The 23,858-nt window shown below is 73.5% G+C and carries 19 protein-coding genes; 9 read left to right on the top strand and 10 right to left on the bottom strand.

The window, feature by feature from the left end; translation table 11 throughout:
* Positions 1-13 precede the first annotated feature (13 nt).
* A complete protein-coding gene (locus FE374_RS08260; RefSeq protein ID WP_230978514.1) occupies positions 14-811 on the bottom strand; it encodes a ribonuclease H family protein in 798 nt (265 codons plus the stop codon).
* A 269-nt stretch (positions 812-1,080) separates the two neighbouring features.
* On the opposite strand from FE374_RS08260, the gene FE374_RS08255 reads away from it, so the two are divergent.
* On the top strand, positions 1,081-3,162 hold the full coding sequence (locus tag FE374_RS08255; protein WP_139928125.1) for an elongation factor G: 2,082 nt from the start codon (positions 1,081-1,083) through the stop codon (positions 3,160-3,162).
* Between the two features lie 49 nt (positions 3,163-3,211).
* Here the strand turns inward: FE374_RS08255 and FE374_RS08250 are convergent, their stop codons facing one another.
* From FE374_RS08250 to FE374_RS08230, 5 genes are all read right to left on the bottom strand, one after another.
* Positions 3,212-4,447 carry a sugar phosphate nucleotidyltransferase gene (locus FE374_RS08250; RefSeq protein ID WP_168205629.1) on the bottom strand — a complete coding sequence of 412 codons (1,236 nt, stop codon included), beginning with the start codon at positions 4,445-4,447 and terminating at the stop codon, positions 3,212-3,214.
* Positions 4,448-4,487: 40 nt separating this feature from the next.
* A complete protein-coding gene (locus FE374_RS08245; protein ID WP_139928121.1) occupies positions 4,488-4,964 on the bottom strand; it encodes a methyltransferase family protein in 477 nt (158 codons plus the stop codon).
* A 119-nt stretch (positions 4,965-5,083) separates the two neighbouring features.
* Entirely contained in the window at positions 5,084-5,515 is a 432-nt protein-coding gene (gene arfB / locus FE374_RS08240) for an alternative ribosome rescue aminoacyl-tRNA hydrolase ArfB (protein ID WP_139928119.1), read from the bottom strand.
* A gap of 4 nt (positions 5,516-5,519) precedes the next feature.
* A complete protein-coding gene (locus FE374_RS08235; protein ID WP_139928117.1) occupies positions 5,520-6,029 on the bottom strand; it encodes a DUF6328 family protein in 510 nt (169 codons plus the stop codon).
* A gap of 144 nt (positions 6,030-6,173) precedes the next feature.
* Entirely contained in the window at positions 6,174-7,091 is a 918-nt protein-coding gene (locus FE374_RS08230) for a universal stress protein (RefSeq protein WP_139928115.1), read from the bottom strand.
* Positions 7,092-7,225: 134 nt separating this feature from the next.
* On the opposite strand from FE374_RS08230, the gene pepN reads away from it, so the two are divergent.
* The 6 genes from pepN to FE374_RS08200 all read left to right on the top strand — a co-directional run bounded on the left by pepN (position 7,226) and on the right by FE374_RS08200 (position 18,822).
* Entirely contained in the window at positions 7,226-9,865 is a 2,640-nt protein-coding gene (gene pepN, locus FE374_RS08225; RefSeq protein ID WP_139928113.1) for an aminopeptidase N, read from the top strand.
* Between the two features lie 270 nt (positions 9,866-10,135).
* Positions 10,136-14,275 carry a Pls/PosA family non-ribosomal peptide synthetase gene (locus FE374_RS08220; protein ID WP_230978513.1) on the top strand — a complete coding sequence of 1,380 codons (4,140 nt, stop codon included), beginning with the start codon at positions 10,136-10,138 and terminating at the stop codon, positions 14,273-14,275.
* A complete protein-coding gene (locus FE374_RS08215) occupies positions 14,272-15,816 on the top strand; it encodes a heparan-alpha-glucosaminide N-acetyltransferase domain-containing protein (protein WP_139928112.1) in 1,545 nt (514 codons plus the stop codon). The genes FE374_RS08220 and FE374_RS08215 overlap by 4 nt, the downstream gene beginning before the upstream one ends.
* 3 nt (positions 15,817-15,819) lie before the next feature.
* On the top strand, positions 15,820-16,485 hold the full coding sequence (locus FE374_RS08210; protein WP_139928110.1) for a BPL-N domain-containing protein: 666 nt from the start codon (positions 15,820-15,822) through the stop codon (positions 16,483-16,485).
* Positions 16,482-17,264 (top strand): 4'-phosphopantetheinyl transferase family protein, encoded by a 783-nt coding sequence (locus FE374_RS08205; protein ID WP_139928108.1) that lies wholly within the window; start codon positions 16,482-16,484, stop codon positions 17,262-17,264. The genes FE374_RS08210 and FE374_RS08205 overlap by 4 nt, the downstream gene beginning before the upstream one ends.
* A gap of 40 nt (positions 17,265-17,304) precedes the next feature.
* A complete protein-coding gene (locus FE374_RS08200) occupies positions 17,305-18,822 on the top strand; it encodes a M1 family metallopeptidase (RefSeq protein ID WP_139928106.1) in 1,518 nt (505 codons plus the stop codon).
* A 20-nt stretch (positions 18,823-18,842) separates the two neighbouring features.
* Here the strand turns inward: FE374_RS08200 and FE374_RS08195 are convergent, their stop codons facing one another.
* The 3 genes from FE374_RS08195 to FE374_RS08185 form a co-directional block, all read right to left on the bottom strand.
* On the bottom strand, positions 18,843-19,514 hold the full coding sequence (locus tag FE374_RS08195) for a hypothetical protein (protein WP_139928103.1): 672 nt from the start codon (positions 19,512-19,514) through the stop codon (positions 18,843-18,845).
* Between the two features lie 189 nt (positions 19,515-19,703).
* Positions 19,704-20,156 (bottom strand): DUF4395 domain-containing protein, encoded by a 453-nt coding sequence (locus tag FE374_RS08190; protein ID WP_139928101.1) that lies wholly within the window; start codon positions 20,154-20,156, stop codon positions 19,704-19,706.
* Positions 20,153-20,617, bottom strand: coding sequence for a TlpA family protein disulfide reductase (locus FE374_RS08185; protein ID WP_139928099.1), 465 nt, complete (start codon positions 20,615-20,617; stop codon positions 20,153-20,155). The genes FE374_RS08190 and FE374_RS08185 overlap by 4 nt, the downstream gene beginning before the upstream one ends.
* 159 nt (positions 20,618-20,776) lie before the next feature.
* Here FE374_RS08185 and FE374_RS08180 point away from each other — a divergent pair, with 159 nt between their 5' ends.
* A complete protein-coding gene (locus FE374_RS08180; RefSeq protein WP_139928097.1) occupies positions 20,777-22,945 on the top strand; it encodes an HNH endonuclease signature motif containing protein in 2,169 nt (722 codons plus the stop codon).
* Positions 22,849-23,403 carry a DUF6191 domain-containing protein gene (locus tag FE374_RS20290; protein ID WP_407925321.1) on the top strand — a complete coding sequence of 185 codons (555 nt, stop codon included), beginning with the start codon at positions 22,849-22,851 and terminating at the stop codon, positions 23,401-23,403. Before FE374_RS08180 ends, FE374_RS20290 begins: the two co-directional genes overlap by 97 nt.
* On the opposite strand, the gene FE374_RS19140 is transcribed toward FE374_RS20290, so the two are convergent.
* Complete coding sequence (locus FE374_RS19140; RefSeq protein WP_168205627.1) at positions 23,387-23,752, bottom strand: methyltransferase family protein; 366 nt, start codon at positions 23,750-23,752, stop codon at positions 23,387-23,389. The genes FE374_RS20290 and FE374_RS19140 overlap by 17 nt on opposite strands.
* Positions 23,753-23,858: the final 106 nt, after the last annotated feature.

Below are 23,858 nucleotides of genomic sequence, written 5' to 3'. Positions count from 1 at the left end.
CCCGGCGCGCCGGTCAGCCGGCGCCGGCGCGGGTCGGTGCCGCGGCCCTGGCGGCGGCGACCGCGAGGGCGTCGGCGTGCTCGTTGTGCTCGTCGCCGGCGTGGCCACGCACCCACTCGAAGTCGGTGCGACCGGTCCGGGCCTCGAGCTCGGCGTCGATCGCCTGGACGAGCTCGAGGTTCTCGGGGACCTTCCCGTCGCCCTTCAGCCAGCCGCGCCGCTTCCACCCCTTCGCCCACTTGGTGGCGATGTTGATGACGTACTGGGAGTCGGCGCGCACGAGCAGGTCGACGGCGGGGCCAGCGTGGCGCAGCGCCTCGAGCAGGGCGAGCAGCTCGCCGATGTTGTTGGTGCCGTGAGGCAGGCCCCCGGACCCGGTCTCCCCCGTGGTCTGGTCGACCCAGGCCCAGCCGGTCGGTCCGGGGTTGCCGAGCGCGGAGCCGTCCGTCGCAACGACCTTGCCGTACCCCTCGGTGGGACGCGGCGGAGGGCTGGCTGCGGTGGAGCGCGCGGCGCCGGACCCGGCGCCGGCGGCCGGCCGAGCACGCCCGGTCCCACCGGCCGCGCCCGCTGCGGACGCCTCGAGCCCCCGACCGCGGAGCAGCTCGGCCACCCGGTCGGTGTGCCAGACGTAGAACACGGTGCCGTCACGCAGCTTGGCGTCCTTCGCCAGCCCCTCGTCCACGGCACGGTCGGTGGCGCGCGCACCGTCCTTGAGGCCCAGCTCCGACAGATGTGTGCCCACCTGCCGAGCCGTCAGCGAGAACATCGTGCCCAGCTGGGTCTGGGTGGACCAGGTCTTGCCTGCCAACGTCGATCCTCTCCTCGCCACGTCTCTCGCGGCCCCGACCACCCTGCTACGCGCCGCGGCGCGGCACCCAGCCGACACGCGGAGCCGTGCCGTGTCCCACACGGCCGCGTCGCTCCCGCTCGACGCACCGTCCGATCCGGTTGACGCACCGTCCGATCCGGCCTCGGCAAATGCTCCAGACGCCTCCGCCCCGGCCGCCCGGCCAACTAGCATTCTGGGTCAAGGCCGGGCACCGGCACGGCTGTCACCCACTCGACGGGGAGTGCGCAATGGGCGACGTCGTCACCACCGCCATCCGCAACGTGGTGCTGCTGGGGCACCAGGCCTCCGGGAAGACCTCGCTCGCCGAGGCGCTCCTGTACCGGGCCGGGTCCGCGACCCGCCTGGGGCGGGTGGACGACGGCACGTCGATCCTCGACGTCGAGCCGGAGTCGGTGCGCCGCCGCGCCACCCTGACCATCGCCGTCGCCGCCCTGGACTGGACCACCCAGGCCGGGCAGACCTGCAAGGTCAACCTGCTCGACACCCCCGGCCACGACGACTTCACCCAGGTGGTCGACGCCGCCCTGTCCGTCGCCGACCTCGCGGTGATCATCGTCAGCGCGGTCGACGGCGTCCAGGCCGGCACCGTCCGAGCCTGGGGCAGGTGCGAGGAGCTCGGCCTGCCCCGGCTCTTCTTCCTCAGCAAGGAGGACAAGGCCGGTGCCGACTTCGAGGGCACGCTGACCCAGCTGCGTGAGTCCTTCGGCGCCGGTGTCGTACCGATCGAGCTGCCGGTGGGGAGCCAGCAGGGCTTCCACGGCGTCACCGACCTGATCTTCGACAGCTCGCGGGAGTACGACGCCGAGGGGCGCGGCTCCCAGGTGGCGATTCCCGCCGACCAGGTCGACGACGAGCGGCGCCGCCACGACGAGCTCGTCGAGGAGGTCGTCTCCGGTGACGACGACCAGCTCGAGCGGTACCTCGCCGGCGAGTCCATCTCGGCGGCCGACGTCGAGCGCACGCTGGCCCGGGAGGTGGCCTCGGCCGCCGTCCACCCCGTGCTGCTTGGCTCGGCTGCGACGGGCGTCGGCGTGGACCGCCTGGGTGACTTCGTCTGCGAGCTCGGCCCCTCCCCCGACGTGCGCCCGGTCGGCATCCTCGTCGGTGGTCAGGAGGCCACGGTCACGGCCGACCCGGTCGGCGAGCCACTCGTCCAGGTGTTCCGGACCATGGCCGATCAGTTCGTCGGGCAGGTGTCGCTGCTGAAGGTGCTCTCCGGCACGCTGCGCGGCGACGACCACCTCACGAACACCACCACCGGGACCGAAGAACGTCTGCACGGCCTGTTCTTCCTGCGTGGCCGGGACCACCTGACTGCCGAGAAGGTCGTCGCCGGCGACATCGCGGGCGTCGCGAAGCTGGCCGGATCCCCTACGCGGTCGTTGCTCGCCCTGCCCGGCCGGCCCGTCGCGCTGTCCCCGCTGCCGGCCCCGGCGGCCGGGTTCACCCGGGCGGTCCGCCCGGTGACGCAGTCCGACGACGACAAGCTGCCCGAGGCGCTGCGCCGGCTGTGCTCGGAGGACCCGGGGCTGACGGTCGTGCAGGACGAGGAGGCCGGCCAGGTGCTCCTCACGGCGGTCGGCGACACCCACCTCGCCGTGGCGCTGGAGCGCCTCGAGCGGAAGTTTGGCGTGAAGGTCGAGACCGAGGACGTCAAGGTCCCGTACCGGGAGACGATCTCCCGGCCGGTCGACATCGAGGGCAAGCTCAAGAAGCAGTCGGGCGGGCACGGCCAGTTCGCCGTCGTCCAGCTGCGGGTCTCCCCCGCCCCGCGCGGGACCGGTCTGGAGTTCGTCGACAAGATCGTCGGCGGCGCCATCCCCCGCAACTATCTCCCGGCTGTGCAGCGCGGGGTCGACGACGCCATGCGCCAGGGCGGGCCGCTCGGGCACCGCGTGACAGACCTGCGGGTGGAGTGCGTGGACGGCAAGTACCACTCGGTGGACTCCTCCGACATGGCGTTCCGCACGGCCGCAGCGATGGGCCTGTCGCAGGCGCTCGCGCAGGCCGGCACCGTGGTGCTCGAACCGGTCGTGGCGGTCACGGTGGTGGTGCCCAGCGCCAGCCAGGGCGACGTGCTCGCCGATCTGGCGACCCGGCGCGGCCGGGTGGTGGACACCGGCGGTGGCACGGGCGGCGAGGAAGTGATCGAGGCGCTGGTGCCGGCCGCGGAGCTGCGGCGCTACGCCGTCGACCTGCGTGCACTGACCGCCGGGCGTGGCCACTACCGGGCCGTGCCGGACCACTACGAGCCGGTCCCCGAGCACCTGGTGGCCGCCACCCGGGCGTCCGCCGGCGCGGCACGCTAGAGGATCGCGACACACCTGTCGGCAGGGCCCACCTGTCGCCGCGTTCGGACTACCGGGCCCCGTAGCGCCCGCCCGGCGGTACCCGCTTGCGGGGGTGCACCACGGCCCGCGCGCCCACCAGGGCGATCTCGCCGTCGCCTACGGCGGCACCTGTTCCGACGGCGGCACCTGCCTCGACGGCGGCGTCCGCCTCCGCGGCGGGACCGGTCGGCGCGGGCGCACCCACCTCCGCGCGGCCCCGCACCCGGGCTCCCTCGTCCACGACCGCGCGGTGCACCTGGGCCCCGGGGCCGATCCGTACGTCGTCGAGAAGGACGGCGTCCGAGACCACCGCGCCCGGTGACACGTGCACACCGGGCCCCAGCACGCTGCGCCGCACGGTGCCCTCCACGACCGCGCCGGCGCTGACCAGCGCGCGGTCCACCTCGGCGCCGGCGGTGAGCCGCGCCGCGGCGTGCCGTAGCTGGCGGGTGGAGATGGGCCAGGCGGGATCGTCGAGGTCGAAGGGCGGCCGGGTCAGCAGGTCCATGTGTGCGCGCCAGTACTCCGCCACGGTGCCCACGTCGCGCCAGTAGCCGGTGTGCCGCAGCTCGACGGCGTCGCCCGCGTCCGCGACGCCCGGCATGAGGCGTTCCCCGATGTCCCCGAGGGCCCCGTCACCGGCGCGGTCCCGGCGCAGGCTGGTCAGGCGCGCGAGCAGCTCACGGGGCTCGAACGCGAGGACACCGGTCGCGATGACGTCCGTGCGCGCCACCCGTGGCCGGTGGGCGTAGTGGGTCACCCGGCCCTCACGCACCACCACCACACCGTGCCGGGAGCGGTCGCCGTCGTACCGCGTGGTCACCACGGTCGCGGCGGCCCCGATGCGCAGGTGCTCCGCGGCGACGGCTGAGTAGTCCATCCGGTAGACCGCGTCCGCCGGCGCGACGAGCACCACCTCCGGCTCGTACGCCCCGATCGCGTCCACCTGCGCCCACAGCGCGTCCGCGCTGCCGGCCGCCGCCCCGTCCGCCACCTCGCCCAGGCCGCGCACCACCAGACCGCCCCGGGTCCGGTCGAGGTCCCACGGGCGGCCGCCGGCGAGGTGCGCGGTGATCGCATGGTGCCGCTCGAGGACCCACACGTCGGGGATGCCACTGTTGCGGGCGTGCGAGAGCGGGAAGTCGATGAGGCGGTGGCTGCCCGCGAAGCGCAGCGCCGACGCCGCGGCCGCGTCGGCCACCGAGCCCAACCGGGCGCCCGCACCACCGGCGAGGACGATCAGCAGCGTCCGGGGCGGGGCCATGGCGCCTCCAGGGTTCGGGATGGGTCTCGTGACGGCGGTGTCAGCCGGGCGGGCGCCGGCGCGGCACCAGGCGGCGCCGGCGCGGCACCAGGCGAGGAGTTCGCGCGGCATACGCGCGGTAGCGCGACCCGAACCGCCCCTCGAGGGCCCGCTCCTCCAGGCGCACCTTCGTCGCCAGGACCAGGCCGAGCAGCCCGGCGCTGACCAGTGGCGCGGGGCGACGGCGCAGCACCGCCGCCCCGACCGACCCCGCCAGCAGGCCGGTGTAGATCGGGTTGCGGGTCACGGCGTAGGCGCCGGTGGTGACCAGCTGAGCGCCCGGCGGCGGGGCGACCCGCGGGGTGACGTGCGGCCCCAGCGGACGAACGCCGGCCACCGCTAGCGCGGCTCCACCGGCCACCAGCAGGCTCGCCGCGGCAGTGGCCACCGGCGGTAGGGCCCAACGCGCCCGCCCGGGCCACACGATGCCCGTGAGCGCCGCGGCCTGGGCGGCGACGAGCCAGTCGGCACGGTTCACCGGACCAGGATGTCACGCCCGGGCGCCCGGGCGGCGACGACGGCGGCCGGTGCCACGAGCATCAGCACACCTGTCCGCCGAGAAGGCTGAGCGCGTCCCACGCCCGGTAGACCATGCCCTCAGTCGTCGGGACGCCGCCGCAGCTGCTTGACCTGGCTGCGCTGCTGCTTCGCCGCGGCCCGCCGCCGCACCGCTCCGCGCGAGATCCGGGTGGGTCGGCGGGGCCGGGGCGGCGGTGCGAGCGCCTCGCGGAGCAGCGCGGTGAGCCGGTCCAGCGCGGCATGGCGGTTCTGCAGCTGGGACCGGTGCTCCGATGCCGTCACCGTCAGCACGCCGTCGACCACTCGGTCCCCGAGCCGCGCCAGGGCCCGCTCGCGCTGGGCCGGCGAGAACGCGGGCGAGCCGGCGAGATCGACGCTGACCTCGACGCGTGAGTCCGTGGTGTTGACCCCCTGCCCGCCGGGCCCGCCGGCACGGGAGAAGCGCCAGCGCAGCTCCCGGGGATCGAGCAGCACCGAGTCGGTCACCCGCACCTTCGACGTCTCCCTCATCAGCTCATCGCCGCGGGTTGCCGCGGCGTCCGTAGACCAGCGGGAACAGCACCCACCCAAAGAGGATCAGGCCCAGGGTGACCCCGCCGGCCGCGAGGGCCGCCCCGCGCCCGACGACGACGTCGAACACCAGCAGGATGGTGCCGGTGACCACGAGCGCCAGGCAGGCGAGCCCGCCGAGGGCGGCGCGGTGCCCGCCGCGCACCAGCTCGGGCTTGAGCCGCCGCTGGAACAGCAAGCGGTGCGCGCTGACCGGGGTGACCACGAGCAGGGTCGTCAGTGCCGCGAGGCTCACCAGCAGCAGGTAGACCGTCACCTGGAAGTCGTCCAGGTCCGCGAAGGCCGGCTGAAAGGGCAGTGTAAGGAGGAAACCGGTGAGGATCTGCGCGCCGGTCTGCGTCACCCGGAGCTCTTGGAGCAGCTCGTTCCAGTTGCGGTCCGACCGCTCCTCCGGGGTCTCCTTGCGCCCGTCGTCGTCCTGTCCGGTGGGCGCAGCCTGCTGCTGCGTCGTCATGTCGCCCCTCCTGGCTCGGGGCCGGCCGGCGCCGGCCCGCTCAGGATAGGCGCGGGGCCAGGACGACGCCGTCCGCCCGGCCGTCAGGCGCCCGGGCGACGCGGTGGCCGGCACCGACATGATGCGGTGGCCGGCACCGACCCGTCATGATGCGGTGGCCGGCATCACCCCGTCATGGTCTCTCGGGTTGCCGTCATGCCGGCGCACGACGGCGACGAGCGGCGCCTCGTGCAGCACCCCGCGGGCCACCGATCCCAGCCGCACTCCCGCCAGCCCGTGGTGGCCGCGCGCACCCACCACCAGCAGGCTGGCGTCGGCGGCCTCGCGCACGAGCTCGTCCACCGGCCGGCCCAGGACCGTCCGGGCCTCCACCGGCACCGCGGGGTGGCGCTGCGCCCAGCGTGCTCCCAGCTCGCGGGCCGCCTCCAGTCCGTGCCGGTCCGCCTCGGCGAGAAGGTCGTGGACCCGCCCGTCCGCCAGGTCGGCACGGAGCCTCTCGTGGTGCGCCGCGTGCACGATCCGCACTCCGACGCCGTGGGCCGCCGCGTGCGTGAAGGCGAACTCGAGCGGCTCGGGCGCGTCGTGCTCGGGGTCGACGCCCACGACCACCGGGCCGTCGGAGCGGGTGGCCCCCTCCCGCACGACGACGACCGGTCCCGCTGCGTGGGCGGCCACCTTCTGCGAGACAGAGCCGAGGAGTCGTCCCAGCACCGTCCCGAGGCCACGGGCGCCGAGGACGCTCATGGACGCGCGCCCTGAGGCATCCACCAGCGCGACGGCAGGTTCGTCCAGCTGCACCTCGGCGGTCACGTCGACCTCCGGATGGGCGGCGCGCAGCTCCGCAGCGGCGGTGGCGGTGATCCTCTCCCCCGCGGCGATCAGCTCGGCCGTCGGCAGCAGCTCGTAGGACCGGGCCGAGATCCGTGGGGAGAACGCGTAGAGCACGTGGATCGGCAACCGGCGCCGGGCGGCCTCCTCCCCTGCCCACACCAGGGCGTGCTGTGCCTTGCCGCTGCCGTCGACGCCGACGACCACCGCGCCGTCGGGGAAGGCGTGGTCCATGACGCACCTCTTCCCGCGCCGCCGGCCCGGCGCTCCCGGTTGGTCCCAGCGTGGCACCGGCTCGCCCGCGGCGGGAGCTCATCCGCCTACCCGCGGGCTGGTGACCGCGGGCGCCAAGGTGGTTGAGTGCCCAAATGAGCACCACGGCGAACCTGACCCGCACCGAGGCCCGCGAGCGCAGCACCCACCTGCGCGTGAGCGAGTACCTGGTGCGCGTGGACCTGAGCGGGGCGCCCGACCCGGCGCGCACCACCTTCCCCACCACCACGACCGTGCGGTTCACCGCCACGGCACCGACCACCTTCCTGGACTTCCTCGGTGAGGTGAGCTCCGTCGTCGTCAACGGTCATTCGGTCGAGCCGGAGCACGACGGCGCCCGTGTGCTCCTGACCGGGCTGACGGCGGACGGGTCCGAGAACGAGGTGACGGTCGAGGGTGAGGGTCTCTACTCCCGCACGGGTGAGGGCCTGCACCGCTTCACCGACCCCGTGGACGGCGCGACCTACCTCTACACCCAATACGAGCCGGCCGACTCGCGTCGGGTGTTCGCCACCTTCGAACAGCCCGACCTCAAGGGCTCCTTCACGTTCGAGGTGCTCGCGCCAGCCGCCTGGGAGGTGCTCTCCAACCAGGTCCCCGCGGAGGTGGAGGACCTGCCGGCCGACAGCGCGCACCCCGCGCTGCGCCGCTGGACCTTCGCCCCCACGCCGCGGATGTCGAGCTACCTCACCGCCGTCGTCGCCGGCCCGTACCACCGGGTCAACGGGCCCTGGTCCGCCCCGCTGCCCGACGGCGGCACCCTCGAGGTCCCGCTCGGGCTGCTCTGCAGGGCATCCCTTGCCGAGCACCTCGACGCTGAGCATCTCCTCGAGGTCACGCGGCAGGGGCTCGACTTCTTCCACGAGGCCTTCGCCTTCCCCTACCCGTGGGGCAAGTACGACCAGGTCTTCGTGCCCGAGTACAACCTCGGTGCGATGGAGAACCCCGGCTGCGTGACGTTCACCGAGAGCTACGTGTTCCGGTCCGCCGCCACGCGGGCGCAGTACCAGGCCCGGGCCAACACGATCCTGCACGAGATGGCGCACATGTGGTTCGGGGACCTCGTCACGCCCCGCTGGTGGGACGACCTGTGGCTGAAGGAGTCCTTCGCCGACTACATGGGCGCCCACGCCTCCGTGGCCGCGACCGAGTTCACCGACGCGTGGGTGGCGTTCGCGCACCGGCGCAAGGCCTGGGCGTACACCCAGGACCAGCTGCCCACCACGCACCCCATCGTCGCCGACATTCCCGACCTCGAGGCCGCCAAGCAGAACTTCGACGGCATCACTTACGCCAAGGGCGCCGCGGTGCTCAAGCAGCTCGTCGCCTACGTGGGCACGGACGCGTTCTTCGCCGGTGCACGGGCGTACTTTCGGCAGCACCAGTGGTCCGCCACCACGCTGGGCGACCTCCTCACCGCGCTGGAGGGCGCCTCCGGCCGTGACCTGGCCGCGTGGTCGCGGGTGTGGCTGGAGACCGCGGGCACCCCGGTTCTCACGGCGCAGGTCACCGCCGACGGCGGCCACGTCGCCCGCCTGGTCGTCACCCAGGAGGGCGCCGACCCGGTGACGGGGCAGGAGGTGCTGCGCCCGCACCGCCTGGCGGTGGGCCTGTACTCGGTGACGGACGGCGCCGGTCCCCGGACGGGTGGAGCCGCGCCCACGCTGGGGCGCACCCACCGGCTGGAGGTGGACGTCACCGGAGCTGCCACCGAGGTGCCCGACGCGAGAGGGCTGCCCCTCCCGGACCTCGTCCTGGTCAACGACGACGACCTCACGTACGCCAAGGTGCGGCTGGATCCGGCCAGCCTGGCCACCGCCCGGGAGCACCTGGGCGCGCTGACCGACGCGCTGCCACGCTCGCTCGTCTGGTCGGCACTGTGGAACGCCACCCGTGACGGTCTGCTGCCCGCCGCGGACTACCTCGACCTCGTGCTCCGGCACGGTCCCGGCGAGACCGACACCGCCGTACTGGCCGGGCTCACCGGCAACGCCCGCACCGCCGTCGAGCACTACCTGCCGGCCGCGCAACGCCCCCAGGTTCGGGACGAGCAGGCCGACGGCGCCTGGTCCCGGCTGCTGGCGGCCGCGCCGGGCTCCGACGTCCAGCTCGTGTGGGCGCGCGCCCTCGCTTCCGCCGCGGCGGTGGCCCCCGCGGCGGCACCGCGGCTGCGCGCCGTGCTGGCCGGTGAGGTTCCGGGGCTGCCACTCGGCCCGGAGCTGCGGTGGTCGCTGTGGCAGGCGTTGGCCGCCGTCGGCGACGCCACGAGGGAGGAGCTCGACGGCGAGCTGGCCCGCGACGCCACCGCAGACGGCGCCACCCAGCACCTCGCCGCGCTGTCCGCCGTCCCCGACCCGGAGGTCAAGGCCGCGGCGTGGCAGGAGCTGTTCACCCCCGGCGCGCTCACCAACGACCATGTGGACGCCACTCTCGCCGGCTTCGCCCAGCCGCTGCACCGCGAGCTGACCGCGCCGTACACGGAGCGCTACTTCGCGGCGCTGCGCCATGTCTGGGTCGAGCACAGCATCGAGATCGCCGACCGCCTGGTGCGCGGCCTCTACCCGGCCCACCAGGACGCCGAGCCGGCCCGCGACCCTGCCGACCACCCCGCCGTGCGTCGCACCACGGAGTGGCTCGAGGTGAACCCGGACGCGCCGGCTGCGCTGCGCCGGCTGGTTATCGAGGCGCGGGACCACCTGCTGCGGGCTCTGCGCGCCCAGCTCGCGAGCGGATAGGGCTCCCGCGAGCGCCACGTGGGCCGCGTTCACGGGGCCTGTCACCTTGACACCACCCACCCGGCCGCACCGGTCACGGCGGGTACTGGTCCAGGCCCTCCTATCGCCCCCCATCACCCCCCTGGTCGCCCCACCACCTCACCCTGGCCTTTCCACCCCGGTTCACCCGAACCCGTCTGAGGCCCGCCGTCGTACCTCTGTTGGACTCGAGACGAGCCAGCGCCGAGCCTGAACCACGTACGGTCCCGGCGCCCAACCGGGAGGACGTCCGTGACGGACCTGCGACCAGCAGCGACCAGCACACCAGGCACCGTCGGTGCAGAGCAGCCCGGCACGGCCCGCGCCCCCGCCGCACGGACGTTCAGCCCCGGGCCGGTGCACGCCCGGATGCAGCACGTCTTCGAGCACACCGTGGACGAACGGCCGGGCGCCGTCGCCCTCGAGTGCGATGGCGAGAGCCTGTCCTACGCCGAGCTCGACCGACGGGCCAACCAGCTGGCGAACCACCTCCTCGGTGACGGCCTGGCCCCTGGGTCGCGGGTGGGACTGCTCCTGCCGCGCTCGACCGAGATGTACGTCGCGTTCCTGGCGGCGCTGAAGGCCTCGGCCACCCTGGTGCCCATCGACCCCGCCTCGCCGGCGGACCGCGTGGCCTTCATCGCGGAGGACTCCGGTATCGACCTGATGCTCACCACCGGCGCCCTGACCGCGGTCTGCGCCGGGTTGGAGGCGCGGGTGCTGGCCGTGGAGACGGTCGCGGCCCAGGTGCGCGGCGCCGCGGCGGACCGGCCCCGCATCGAGGCGTCGGGGGACCCGGTCTGCTACATCATCTACACCTCCGGGTCGAGCGGCCGGCCCAAGGGCGTGGAGGTCTGCCAGTCCAGCATCTGCAACTTCCTCAGCGTGGTCCCGCAGGTGTACGGCGTCATGCCGTCCGACCGCGTCTACCAGGGCATGACCATCGCCTTCGACTTCTCCATCGAGGAGATCTGGCCCACGTGGGCCGTGGGTGCCACGGTCGTCGCCGGGCCCACGGACGCCCGCCGCATCGGCACCGGGCTCGCCGACTTCCTCGAGGACGCGGCGATCACCATGCTCTACTGCGTCCCGACGGTCCTGGCGACTCTCGACCGCACGCCGCCGGCCATCCGCACCGTCAACGTCGGCGGCGAGGCCTGCCCACCCGAGCTGGTGGAGCGCTGGGGCGGGACCGGCCGGCGCATCCTCAACACCTACGGACCTACCGAGACCACGGTGACGTGCACGTGGGCCGAGCTCGAGGTGGGCCGGCCCGTCACGATCGGCCGCGCGCTGCCCACGTACTCGGTCGTCCTGCTCGACGAGGACCGCCACCCCGTGCCCGACGGCGAGGTCGGCGAGATCTGCGTGGGCGGGCCCGGTGTCGCGCGCGGGTACGTCAACCGGCCCGACCTCACCGCTGACCGGTTCATCCCCGACCCCGACGGGCGGGCCGGTGAACGCCTGTACCGCACCGGCGACCTCGGCCGGATCCTGCCCGACGGCGAGATCGAGTACCTCGGACGCGCCGACAGCGAGGTGAAGATCCGCGGGCACCGGGCGGACCTGCAGGAGATCGAGAACGTCCTGATCGAGGACGAGGACGTCGCCGTCGCCGTCGTCAAGCTGCTCACCACGGCCGGCAGCGGCGGCGAGCTGGCCGGCTATGTGCTGCTCACGGACGACGCACCCCGCACCGACGACGTCGTCGGCCGCCTCCACGCGACGGCGCGGCGCAGGCTCCCTGCGTACATGGTTCCCGCCTATCTCGAGGTGCTCGACGCGGTCCCGATGCTGCCCAGCGGGAAGGTCGACCGCAAGAGCCTCCCGGAGCCCAGCAGTCCCCGCCTCATGGGCGGGGGCGGGCACGTGCCCGCCGCCACCCCCACCGAGGAACGGATCGCGGCGGCGTGGGAGGAGGTCCTGCGGCTGTCCCCCGGCTCGGTGTCCGTCGAGGCGGACTTCTTCGACGACCTGGGCGGCCACTCCCTGCTCGCGGCCACCGTGGTCTCGCGGCTGCGGGCCGACCTCGCCGACTCCGGCCTGTCCATCCTCGACCTGTACGCCCACCCCACCGTCCGCGCCCTCGCCCAGCGGCAGGACGAGATCCTCCTCGAGCGCGACGCCGCCGGCCGGACGGAGCCCACCGCCGCCGCCCGACCCACGCCGCCACGCCGGTGGCGGGTGATGCTGTTCGGCAGCACCCAGCTCGCGTGGGTCTACACGATGCTCGTGGTGTTCATGCTCCCGATCGGGCTCGTCTACGCCATCAACGACGGCATCCCGTCCGTGGCGATGATCGAGCAGCTGGTGCTGACCTTCCCGGTGTCCTACCTCATCGGGCGCTGGCTCCTCCCCCTGGTCGCCGTGCGCCTGTTCACCCTGGGGCTGCGGGAGGGCACCTACCCGCTGTGGGGGCACGTGCACCTGCGGGTCTGGGCGGCCGAGAAGGCCATGACGCTCTCGCCGCTGAACATGCTCTCCGGCTCGCCGTGGGCAGCCGCGTACCTGCGCCTGGGCGGCGCCCGGATCGGCGAGGCGTGCCACATCGGCACCGCGCAGATCTCGCTGCCGCGGTTCATCTATCTCGGCGACGGCGCGACCGTGGGGTACGCCGCGCACCTCAACGCCAGCCACCTCGACGACGGGGTGCTGACGATCGGGCACCTGGCGGTCGGCCGGGACGCCGTCGTCGGGGCGAACACCGTCCTCGAGGGACCGTGCGAGGTGGGCGCGCACGCCATCCTGCGCGAGCAGACGCTGCTCGAGGCCGGGCAGCACGTGCCCGACGGCGAGACCTGGGCCGGCTCCCCGGCCCGGGTGCTGCCGTCCGCGGGCGACCCCGTGCTCGAGCTGATGGCCCAGTGCCAGGAGGCCCCGCGGGCCTGGCCGCGGCGGCTCCTGCCGGGCTTCGCCGTCGGCCTGGCCGTCCTCGAGCTGATGCCGCTGGCGGCGCTCGTCCCGATCGTCGTGCTGGTCTGGTGGACGCTGCTCACCAGCGGCGAGGTCGCCGCCCTGGTGGTCACCGCCTGCTGCGGCCCGCTGTTCGTGGCGACCTCCTGCGTGCTCATCCTCGGGGTGCGGCGCCTGGCGCTGCCCGCCACGCCGGTAGGCGTGCACCACCTGCGCTCCCAGCTCGGCATGGAGAAGTGGTTCGGCGACAAGCTGCTCGAGCTCAGCCTGGACCTGAACAACACCATGTACTCCACGCTGTACACCCCCATGTGGCTGCGTGCCCTCGGGGCGAGGGTGGGCCGCGGCGCGGAGGTCTCCACCATCGCCAACATCGACCCGGACCTGCTCACCCTCGAGGACGACAGCTTCGTGGCGGACATGGCCAGCGTCGGCGCCGCGTCCTACGCCAACGGCCACGTCGCCTTCCGGGCCACGGACGTGGGCACCCGCACCTTCGTGGGCAACGCGTCCTACGTGCCGTCGGGGATCCACCTGGGCGACGGCTCCCTGGTGGGCGTGCTGTCGGTGCCCCCGGTGGGCGGCGTGCCGCCGGGCACGAGCTGGCTGGGCTCGCCGCCGATCTTCCTGCCGCGCCGGGAGATGTACGACGAGTTCACCGAGGCACAGACGTTCCGTCCCAGCCGCCGGCAGGTGCGCAACCGCTACGTCATCGAGTTCTTCCGGATGACGCTGCCCGCGTCGATCCTCTCCCTGTCGACCTTCGCCACCCTCTACGCGCTGTCCTTCGTGGCCGGCGCGGCCCCCACGGTCGTCACCGTCCTGGCCACCCCCGTGCTGGCGCTGACCGCCAGCCTCGGCGTGGTGCTCGCCGTCGCCGCCCTGAAGTGGGTCGTGGTGGGGCGGTACGTCCGGCGGGTGGAGCCGCTGTGGAGCTCCTTCGTGCGGCGCACGGAGTTCGTCACCGGCATCTACGAGGCGGCCGCGGTCCCCGCGCTGCTGGACATCCTGACCGGTACGCCCCTGCTCGGACCGATGCTGCGGCTGTTCGGCGTGAAGGCCGGCCGCCGCACCTTGATCTCCACCACCTACACCACCGAGTTCGACCTCGTCCGCATCGGGGACGACGCCGTCGTGGGCCCGCACGCCTCGCTGCAGACCCACCTGTTCGAGGACCGGGTCATGAAGATGTCGACGATCGACATCGGCGCCCGCTCGACGGTGGGCACCCGATCGATCGTGCTCTACGACTCCGCGGTGGGCGCCGACGCCTATCTCGCCCCGCTCTCGCTGGTGATGAAGGGCGAACGGCTCGAACCGGGAACCGCCTGGCGGGGCATCCCCGCCCAGACCACGCAGCACCCGGCCCGGGTGCAGCCCGACCGTACGCCGCACACGCAACCGCCGGCCGGGCAGCTGGTGCCCGCGCAGCCGCAGCCTGACCCGACGCGAGTCGACCCGACGCAGGAGACACAGTGAACGCACCCCACCCGCCGGGAAGCACCGCGCTCGCGCCGGCCCGGTCCGCCGGAACCGAGACGGCGGTGCTGTCCACGCCTGGTCCCGTCGACCTCGCGTGGCCCCCGCCCGCGGTCGACATCCCGCACGACTGCGTCCCGGCGCCCCCCGACACCTCCGCGCCGGCGCCGCAGCGGTCCGCCGCCCGCCTCATCGGGGTCGACGTGGCCCGTGGCGTCGCGCTGCTCGGGATGATGGCGGTGCACATCTTCGACCCGGCGACCGACGACGGCAACATGTCGCTGCCGTGGATCCTCTCCTCAGGGAAGTCGGCGGCGCTGTTCGCCGTCGTCGCCGGTGTGGGCATCGCGTTCATGACCGGTCGGGAACGCCGCCCCGGGGGCCGCCGCCTGGTGGCGGCCGGGGTCTCGCTGGTCGTCCGGGCGCTGCTCATCGGCGCGATCGGGCTGCTGGTCGGGCCGCTCGTGAACTACGACGACGCCCGCGTGATCCTGCCGTTCTATGCCGTGCTCTTTGTTCTCGCTATCCCGCTGCTACGCCTCTCGCCGAGGGCCCTCGCGGTGCTCGCGCTGCTCGCCGCCGTCTTCATCCCGGTCGTCAGCCACCTGCTGCGCGGCGACCTGCCGGTCCCGCCGTTGGCCAACCCGACCTTCGCCGAGCTCGTCGCCGATCCGGCCGCGGAGCTGGTTCGCCTGTCGCTCACCGGGGTATACCCAGCGCTGCCGTGGGTGGCGTACCTGGCCCTCGGGATGGCGGTGGGCCGCTCGCGGCTGTCCTCCCGCGGCGTGGTCATCCGGATGACGTTCGCCGGGCTGGTGCTGGCCGTGGCCGCTGCGGGCGCCTCATGGTTCGCCATGGTCCAGCTAGGCGGCCGGGCTGCGCTCGAGCCGGTCGCGCTGGCCACGATGCCGCTCGAGCAGTACACCGACCTGATGGTGTGGGGCGGGGACGGCACCCTGCCGACGACGAGCCCGTGGTGGCTGGGTGTCATGGCGCCGCACACGACCACACCGGTGGACCTGCTCTTCACGATGGGCGTCTCGCTGGCAGTGATCGGTCTGGCGATCCTGCTCGGCCGGGTGGCGTGGGCACCCCTCGCGCCGCTCGCCAAGGCCGGCAGCATGACGCTGACGCTGTACGTCGCGCACCTGCTCCTGCTCGGTGCCGGGTTCATGCCCGAGAACGAGGGACTGGACTACGCCGTTCAGGTGGTCGGGTTCGTCGTGTTCGCGATGCTGTGGGCCAAGTGGCTGGGCCGCGGTCCGCTCGAAGCAGTGGTGTGGTGGGCCACGCGGCTCACGCGCAACCTGGTCCTCGGCCGAGGCCGGGGCGACGGCGCACCGAGCGGCGGGGGCCCGACGGGAACCGGCTCGAGGGGCGCGGTGCGACGTGGTCGGCTCGCCCGTCCCCCGATGCACGCCCGGCCACGCAAGGCACACCTCGCCGGGGTACCCGCGGGGGTGCCCTCCGCCGCTGCTCCGCCGGCCGCCGTCTCGTTCGCCGCAGGGACCGAGACCCGCCGTCCGACGACCTCGGGCTGACCCATGGCCGCCCGCGCGCTGGTATACCGGGGGCCGGCGTCGTCACCGGGGTGTCCCGAGGCCGTCGCCGGGCTGCTGCGCACCTCCCGCTGGGACTTCGACGTGCGGTTCGTGGGGCCCCGGGAGGAGCTGCCCCTCACGCCGGACGTGCTCGGCGGTGCAGCGCTGTACGCCCAGCCCGGCGGCGGTGAGCTGGGCCCGGCGTACCGCCGGCTCCGCCGTCGTGCCCGAGCGGTCCGCGAGTACGTGGCCGGCGGCGGCCGCTACCTCGGGTTCTGCCTCGGCGCGTACCTGGCCGGCGAGACGCCCGGTTTCGGCCTGCTGCCCGGGGACACGGACCGGTACATCGAGTCGCCCGGCGCGACCGTGACCTCGGACGGGGACGCGGTCCTCCGGGTGCGGTGGGGCGGGCTTCGCCGCGAGGTCTACTTCCAGGACGGGCCCTACTTCGTGCTCGACCCCGCTCGCGGCAGCGCCGAGGTGGTCGCCCAGTACGACAACGGGCTGCCCGCCGCGGTGGTCACCCGGTTCGGCCACGGGGTGGTCGGGGTGGTCGGTCCCCACCCCGAGGCGACGGCCGACTGGTTCACCGACGTCGGGCTGCGCCCGCCCCGGCGGGCGGCCACCGACCTCGGGCTGGACCTGCTCGATCGGGTGATGGCGGCATGAGCGTGCGGTGCGACGTGTGGTGGGCGACGCCGTCGACGACCGGTCGGCACCACAGCCAGGGTCCGCACGATGGCCCGGCCGGGCCCGCGGGACTGCCCGCACTCACCCGGCTGCTCGAGCCGGTCGAGCGGCGCCGCGCGGCACGCCTGGTCGGGGGGGCGCGGGCAGGCTTCGTCACGGCCCGTGCGCTCCTCCGGCTGCTCCTCGCGCCGGCCGTGGGGGTCGCGCCGCACGAGCTGCGGCTGGACACCACCTGCCCGCGGTGCGGCGGGGACCACGGCAAGCCCCGGCTTCCGGGACCGGCTGCCGTGGAGTTCAGCCTCGCCCACACCGCCGGGCAGGTGGTCGTGGCGGTCAGCACCGGTCCGCCGGTCGGCGTGGACGTGGAGGCTTTGGCCCGGCTGACCGATCAGGACGCCGCCGGGCTGCTGAGCACCGCCGAGCTCGGCGAGCTCGGCGAGCTGCCGGCGACGGCGCGGCGGGCGGCGCTCGCGGTGTGGTGGACACGCAAGGAGGCCGTTCTCAAGGCGACCGGGGAGGGCCTCGCGGTTCCGCCTGAGACGATCCAGGTCACCGGCCCGAAACTGCCTGCGGCACTGCTCACCTGGCCCGGGCCTGCGCCACCGCCCGCGGTGACGCTGGCAGACCTGCACCCGAGCCCGGCGTTCGTCGCCAGCGTCGCCGTCATGGGCCCGGGCCCCCTGACCGTCGTCGAGCACGACGGCGACGCCCTCCTCGCGTCGTCGGCGGGGAACGTCGCGCACGCCCGGACGGCCTGACCCACGGTGCATGTGGGACGTGATCGCTAACGTTGGCGCGATGAGGCGCCGAACGCTCTCGGCCGCCGTCGTCACGGCGCTGCTGGCGCTCTCGGCGTGCACGGGAACGGACGCGCCCGGCGGCGGGGCGTCCGGCAGTGGGGCGCCCAGCCGGAGCGGGGCCGACGGGTCGTCCGGCCCGGTGCGCCCGGGCGAGGAACGGCCCGAGGCGACGGCGTCCGGTGCCGCGTCCTGGCCCGCACCTGACCCCTCACGACCCGTGATGGACCTGAGCTTCACGGTCGCCACGGACCTGCGCTCCGCCGTCGGGCAGGAGCGGGTGCGGTTCACCCCGGACCTCGACGTGTGCGAGCTGGTGTTCCGGGCGTGGCCGAACAACCCCTCCATCGCGGCGGCCGGCAACGCGCTGGTGATGGACGCGGTCAGCGTGGACGGGGCGCCGGCCGTGGCCGAAGTGTCCCCGGCGGGGGCGCCGGAGGGATCGCCGGGCACGCTCATCGAGGTGCAGCTGCCGGGCTGCGTCGACGCCGCCACGCCGATCGACGTCGACCTCGGTTTCACCCTCACGTTCGGTGAGGACTCCGGCGAGCGGGTCGGTGTCACGCCCGAGGACGAGGTCGCGTGGTTTGGATCCGCGTACCCGATGCTCGCCTGGGAGCGGGGTGTCGGGTGGGCGCGGGACGACGCCGTACCGGTCTCCGGCGAGACGGCCACCAGTGAGGACTTCGAGCTGCGGTCGCTGGAGGTGACGGCGCCGTCGGAGTACGACGTGCTGGGCGCCGGCGAGCTTGTCGGCACCACGGACGGTGAGGACCCGGGCACCACCATCCACCGGTTCACCGCTCCCGCGGTTCGGGACGTCACGGTGACGGTGGGCCGGCTCGACGTCATCCAGTACACCGTCGGCGACGTGACGGTCCACGTCGGTGCACCGACCATCGGCATCCGCTCTACGCCCCAGCGGTGGGCGGAGGAACTGGCGGGCTCCGTGGAAAGGGTCAGCGCCCTGCTGGGACCGATGCCGTACGACGACCTGTGGGTCAGCGTGCTGCCCGACACCGCAGACGGCGTCGAGTTTCCCGGGGCCGTCCAGTTCAGGGACACCAACCCCCGCAGGGACGGCTGGCTGGTCACCCATGAGGTCGCCCACATGTGGTTCTACGGTCTCGTGGGCAACAACCAGGGTCGTGACCCGTGGCTCGACGAGTCCTTCGCCTCGTTCGTGCAGGTCGTGGCCGACGACCGGGACCGGGACCCGGCGCCGTCCGGGGACGTGCCGCGCCTGGTGCTGGGTGACGTCGGCCGGCCGATGTCGTTCTGGGCGGAGCAGTTCGACCGGCCCGGCAACGCCTACATCCAAGGCGTCTACGTGGCCGGCACGGACGCCCTCATCGAGGCCCGCCGGGCCGTCGGCGCCGATGCGTTCGACGACGCGCTCCGCTCGTACATTCGCGCCAACGCGCATTCGGTCGCCACACCCGAGGACGTCGTCGAGGCCTTCGCCGACCTTCCCGAGGTGATCGAGGTGCTGAAGGACGCCGGTGCGCTGGAACGGTGAGGCGCCGAGCGTCCGCCGTGCTAACTGTCGACGGCGACGTCCATCCAGCCGTCGTAGGACGCGATGAGCCAGGTCGAACCGGCGTTCGCGCCGGCAGGTGAGAGCCAGTAGGACATCGTCTTGGTGACGTCGAGCTCGTACGGCCGGCCCGCCTCGGCGTAAGTGAGCACCGCCTCGTGCCTGAAGGAGACGAGCAGCCGCTCCGGGCTGTCGCCGGACGGCTCCTCGACGTCGACCGTGGCGTCGGTGATCTGCTGCCGGACGAGCACGTCACCGTCTGGCGGGAGCTCCGAGCCGGGCAAGTCCACGTTGTAGAACTGCAGGATCCGCAGGGAGTCCTGGGCGTCGGCGTCCCCGGCCAGCGCCAAGGTCACGAGCGAGGACCAGCCCTGTGCCGCCGTCGGCGTCAGATGCGGTGCGACACCCGCCGTCAGCTCCGCCGCGGTGTACGTCTTCTTGGCGGGGTCGAGGAACGCCTCCGGGAACGCCTGCTCGAGGGCGAACGTGGTGACCTCCTGATAGGCCTGCTCGGCCTTGTCGTCGCCGAAACGTTTGGCAGCGGCCGGGGAGACGGACGGTTGCTCGACGTACACCTCCGGCGTCACCTGATCAGGGCTGGTGATCACCGCACCGCATCCGGTCAGCACGAGCGCTGCCGCGCACAGCGCGGCGAGCCTGAGACGAGTTGTCACGGCACCCCCTCGACCGATGACGACGTTGGCTGTCGCGTTCCAGAGTAAGTACGGGCGGGCGGCTTGGGAGGCCTTTGGGACGGGTCCACGTACCGCGGATCACCGCTGCCGAGGGGCAGGGACGTCGTCCCGTCTGCAGCTGCACGAGGAGATGCCATGGAGCGCCGTCTTGGCCGTCGGCCCTGACCGTCAGCGGGCGGCGACGAGCCGCCGTCCGACCACATACAGCTCGCAGCCGAGGCAGAAGCCGAAGGCCGCGTTGAGGAATGCCGCGACGAGTGCGACACCGGCGAACACCGGCAGGGCCCACCCGAGACCGGCCAGCGCCAGGGCGAGACCGATGCCCGTGACGACCAGCCCCACGAGCTGCGCGAACCGCGGCGGCGCCTGGTCCTCGAGCTCGGCCGGTGGCGCCAGTCGCGGGCGGACAAGAGTCCGGAAGAGCCAGCCCTGCCAGGTGCCCTGGGTGCCACGTACCGCTCCCAGCGCGAAAGACGCGGTGACGACGACGAGCAGGATCGTGGCGGTCGGTGTCTGCCCGAGGAGGATGACGACGACGAGAAGCACGCTGGTGACCGCGGCACCGAAGCGCGGTCCGCGGGGGTCGATGCCGGTCGTGCGGGCGGTGGTTTCGGCGGTCATCGGTACTCCGGGATCGGGTGGAGGCCGGCCAGGATCTCCCTGGCCTGGGACGGGGTGGGCGGTCCGAGGACGCGGCCGACGGCTGTGCCGGCCGCGTCGAACACGAGGGTGGTCGGGGTGCGGAGCACGTCGAACGCCCGGGCGAGGTCGAGGTGCTCAGCGGCGTCGATCTCGAGGAAGTTCACGCCAGGGTGGTGAGGCGTGAGGCTCGACCAGGTGCGCGCGCTTTGCCGGCAGGGTGTGCACGTCTCGCTGGAGAGCTGGACGAGCGTGGCCCGGGCGCCGGGATCCAGTAGCGGGCCGACGGCGGCACGAACACGGGCGAGCGTCAGGGAGTCCGCCGCAGTGCCGGCGCGGACCGGGCGCAGCTGGCCACGGCGGCGCTCCCGCAGCAACCACAGGCCGCTGGCCACAGCGAGGACCACGGCGATCACCGCCGCGCGCAGGAGGATGTCCGGCATGACCGAAGGCTAGGGTTCGGAGCGGCCACCACGGCGACAGCGCGGCACTCGTCTCACATCACGGGATCTGGCGCCAACGAAGCGGCCCGTTCTCAGTCCGATTGCCCAGGTCAAAGAGGCTTTCGGGTCGATGTCAGTGGTCGCCGATAGCGTCGTTTCATGGTCAAGGACGACGGCGTGAGCGGGGCGGGCGGCGCGGTGGCGTTGGCCTTTCCCTCGGTCCGCGTCGTGGAGTCCGACGGCACGTTGATGGTGCACCTGTCGGTGCCCGAGGCGGCGCTGGGAACGGCGGCCGCTGAGGTCGCCGTGGACATGACCGAGCTGGTGCTTTCCGCGCCGTGGTGGGACCGGTACGAGGAGCTCGCCGCCGCCGCGGCCACCCGCGCCGGCTCCACCACCGGCGACGCTACGGCCACCGGCGCCGGCTCGGCCACCGACGACGCCGCGGCCACCGACGACGCGGAGGACGATCCTTTCGCCGATCTCGACCCCGGCCGCGGGGACGTGGCCGGGCGTGGCGAGCTCGACCCGGCTGAGCTCGTTGGCTCTGCAGTCGCCCCCCGGCCGGCGGTCACCGGCCCTGTGATTGACGCCGTGGACGACCTCGATGCGCCACCGGACGACCTTGAGCCGGAAGGGGACGAGGGGCCTGGCGTCCGGCAGGAGTGGGAGTCGGGGTACGGGCTGACGTCGGCGCCGGCGGTCTTCCTCGAACGCCTCGCCCCGGGTGGGCGGCTGGCCTCGGTGCTGGGCGGGATGTGCGTCGGTGACGCGGACGACGCCACGATCGTCGAGGCGATCGCCGGCGCGGAGCGGTTGGCGTCGTGGGCGATGGCCGTCCAGGCCCGCGCGGTGCGTGAGCTGACCGACCGGCGGGGCCCGACCTCCCTGGCCCTGACCAGTGCCGGCGCGGAGATCTCCGCCCGGCTGGGCATCACCGGTTACGCCGGGCAGGCCAAGGTCCACTTCGCTGCCGGGCTGGACCTGTTCCCCGAGGTCGCCGACGCCCTGACCACCGGCCGGATCGACAAACGCAAGGCCGACGTGCTCCTCAACCGTGAGGACGGGCTGTCCGTGGCCGACCACCGCAAGGTCGTCGCCGACATCCTCGGCGTGCCGATCCGCACCCACCTCCACCCCGACCACCCCACCACCGACACCGACACCGCCGGTGCCGGCGCCGGCGACGGCGCAGGTGGCGGCGGCGACCAGCCGGATTCGGACACCGCCGACACCACCGCCACCCCTGACCAGGACGCCACACAGGCGGATGCGGTCACAGACGGCGACGCCATCGACACGGACACGGACACGGACACCGCCGACGCCGACGCCGACGCGGACGCGGACGCGGACGCGGACGCTGACGCAAACGCCGAAGCCGCGGACGCCGATGCCGATGTCGATGCCGACGTGGAGGGTGCGGAGGCGGTGGCGGTGACGTTGGGGGTGGAGGACCTGACCGGGTCGCAGCTGCGTGATCTTCTGCGTTTGGCGGCGGTGGATGCCGGTGGTGTCGACGCCGCGACCAAACGCCGGGAGAAGGCTTTCGCCGACCGCCATGTGCGGTTCGAGCCCGCCCCGGAGAACATGGCGTGGGTCTCGGCGTTCATCCGCGCCGACCAGGCCGGGGCCACCCGGATCTGTCTCGACGCCCTCGCCCACGCGGCCAAGGGGCCCAACGACCTCGACACCCGCACCCTGGACCAACGCCGCGCCGACGTTTTCACCGACTTGTTCACCACCGTGCTCACCCGCGGCGTCGACCTCGACGGCCACGAGCTCCCCACCTACCACGGGGTCAAACCCCAGATCCAGGTCACCATCGCCGCCCCCACCCTCCTGGGCCTGGACGACGAACCCGCCCAGCTCGGCGGGTACGGCCCCATCCCCGCCGACCTCGCCCGCGAGATCGCCCAGGACGGCACCTGGCGTGGCCTGTTCACCGACGCCACCGGCTGCTTCCGCGCCCTGGGGTCGAAGAAGTACCGCCCCGGCGCGGACCTGACCCGCCAGGTCATCGCCCGCGACATCCAATGCACCTTCCCCGGCTGCCGCCAACCCGCGTGGAAGGCCGACCTGGACCACATCGCGTCCTACGACCCCGCGATCGCCGAGCTGATCGAGCAGACCACCAAGATCCGCCTGCAGGCCCTGTGCCGGCGCCACCACAACCTCAAGACCAACAAATGGTGGACCGCCACCCGCGAGGAGACCACCGGCAACATCATCTGGACCGCCCTGACCGGGCACACCTACATCCGACCACCGCCCAAACCCCTCGGCAAACGCCTCCCCCCACCCAGCGACGACGACCCGCCCTACTAACACCGACCCGGGGCCACGGCCCCCGGGTCGGGATTCTCCCGACACCGTTCCCGCGGCGGTCGATCAGCAGCCGCGCAGGCCCGGCCTCCGCACCCCCCGCCCCACCGTCCATCCACACCCCGCCCCACCGTCCATCCACACCCCGCCCCACCGTCCATCCACACCCCGCCCCACCGTCCATCCACACCCAGCCCCGCGGTCCCCACCCCGCCGCCCGGCTACCGCTCCTAGGATCAGGCCGTGTTCGACGAGGTCTTCTCGATGTTCGCCCCGGACTCAAACACCTGACCGACGAACGCGAACGCCAACGCCTCGAGATCGAACGACCCGGCGACGGCGCCCCACCCTTCGGCATCGACCTCGACGCCGGCATCGCCTACCCACAAACCAAACCCGCACGAAAACCAGAAACCAAACCGGCACGAACACCCAACCCCCCGGTCACCCCCGAGGCATGACCCACAGCCCGTACCGCGGCACGCGGTCCTGGTACTTCTCGTAGGTCGTGCCGAAACGCTCGACTAGAGCCCTTTCCTCACGCAGGACCTCGTGGTGCACGATCCTCACGGCCACCGGCAAGACCGCCAGCGCCCATCCATTCCGGGAGGTCAGGGCGCCGCCAAGGTAGAGCAGGGCCCAGCCGACATACATCGGGTGCCGCACGCGCCCGTAGACGCCATCGGTGAGCAGCCGACCGGGCTCGATCAGATACACATCTCGGGCCGCGAGCCACGCCCACGCGATCATCGAGCTTCCGGCGACCTCCAGCGCGGTGCCCAGGATCGACACCAGGCGGGGCCCTGGCACCCGGAGAGGTATAGCCCGCCCTGCGACCCACGCCGCGATAGGCGCTATCACGAACGCTTCCGGCACCGGCACGTTGCTCGCGGCCCGCCGAGCACGCCCGACGGAG

It is taken from the genome of Georgenia yuyongxinii (assembly GCF_006352065.1).
Lineage (GTDB): Bacteria > Actinomycetota > Actinomycetes > Actinomycetales > Actinomycetaceae > Georgenia > Georgenia yuyongxinii.
The sequence above is the reverse complement of the archived record's forward strand: the minus strand, read 5'-3'. Positions and strand labels throughout refer to the sequence as shown.

Coding starts and splice junctions, on each gene's coding strand:
- FE374_RS08255 (WP_139928125.1), top strand. CDS start 1,081: ATGGGCGACGTCGTCACCACCGCCATCCGCAACGTGGTGCTGCTGGGG.
- FE374_RS08250 (WP_168205629.1), bottom strand. CDS start 4,447: ATGGCCCCGCCCCGGACGCTGCTGATCGTCCTCGCCGGTGGTGCGGGC.
- arfB (WP_139928119.1), bottom strand. CDS start 5,515: ATGAGGGAGACGTCGAAGGTGCGGGTGACCGACTCGGTGCTGCTCGAT.
- FE374_RS08235 (WP_139928117.1), bottom strand. CDS start 6,029: ATGACGACGCAGCAGCAGGCTGCGCCCACCGGACAGGACGACGACGGG.
- FE374_RS08230 (WP_139928115.1), bottom strand. CDS start 7,091: ATGGACCACGCCTTCCCCGACGGCGCGGTGGTCGTCGGCGTCGACGGC.
- pepN (WP_139928113.1), top strand. CDS start 7,226: ATGAGCACCACGGCGAACCTGACCCGCACCGAGGCCCGCGAGCGCAGC.
- FE374_RS08210 (WP_139928110.1), top strand. CDS start 15,820: ATGGCCGCCCGCGCGCTGGTATACCGGGGGCCGGCGTCGTCACCGGGG.
- FE374_RS08205 (WP_139928108.1), top strand. CDS start 16,482: ATGAGCGTGCGGTGCGACGTGTGGTGGGCGACGCCGTCGACGACCGGT.
- FE374_RS08200 (WP_139928106.1), top strand. CDS start 17,305: ATGAGGCGCCGAACGCTCTCGGCCGCCGTCGTCACGGCGCTGCTGGCG.
- FE374_RS08190 (WP_139928101.1), bottom strand. CDS start 20,156: ATGACCGCCGAAACCACCGCCCGCACGACCGGCATCGACCCCCGCGGA.
- FE374_RS08185 (WP_139928099.1), bottom strand. CDS start 20,617: ATGCCGGACATCCTCCTGCGCGCGGCGGTGATCGCCGTGGTCCTCGCT.
- FE374_RS08180 (WP_139928097.1), top strand. CDS start 20,777: ATGGTCAAGGACGACGGCGTGAGCGGGGCGGGCGGCGCGGTGGCGTTG.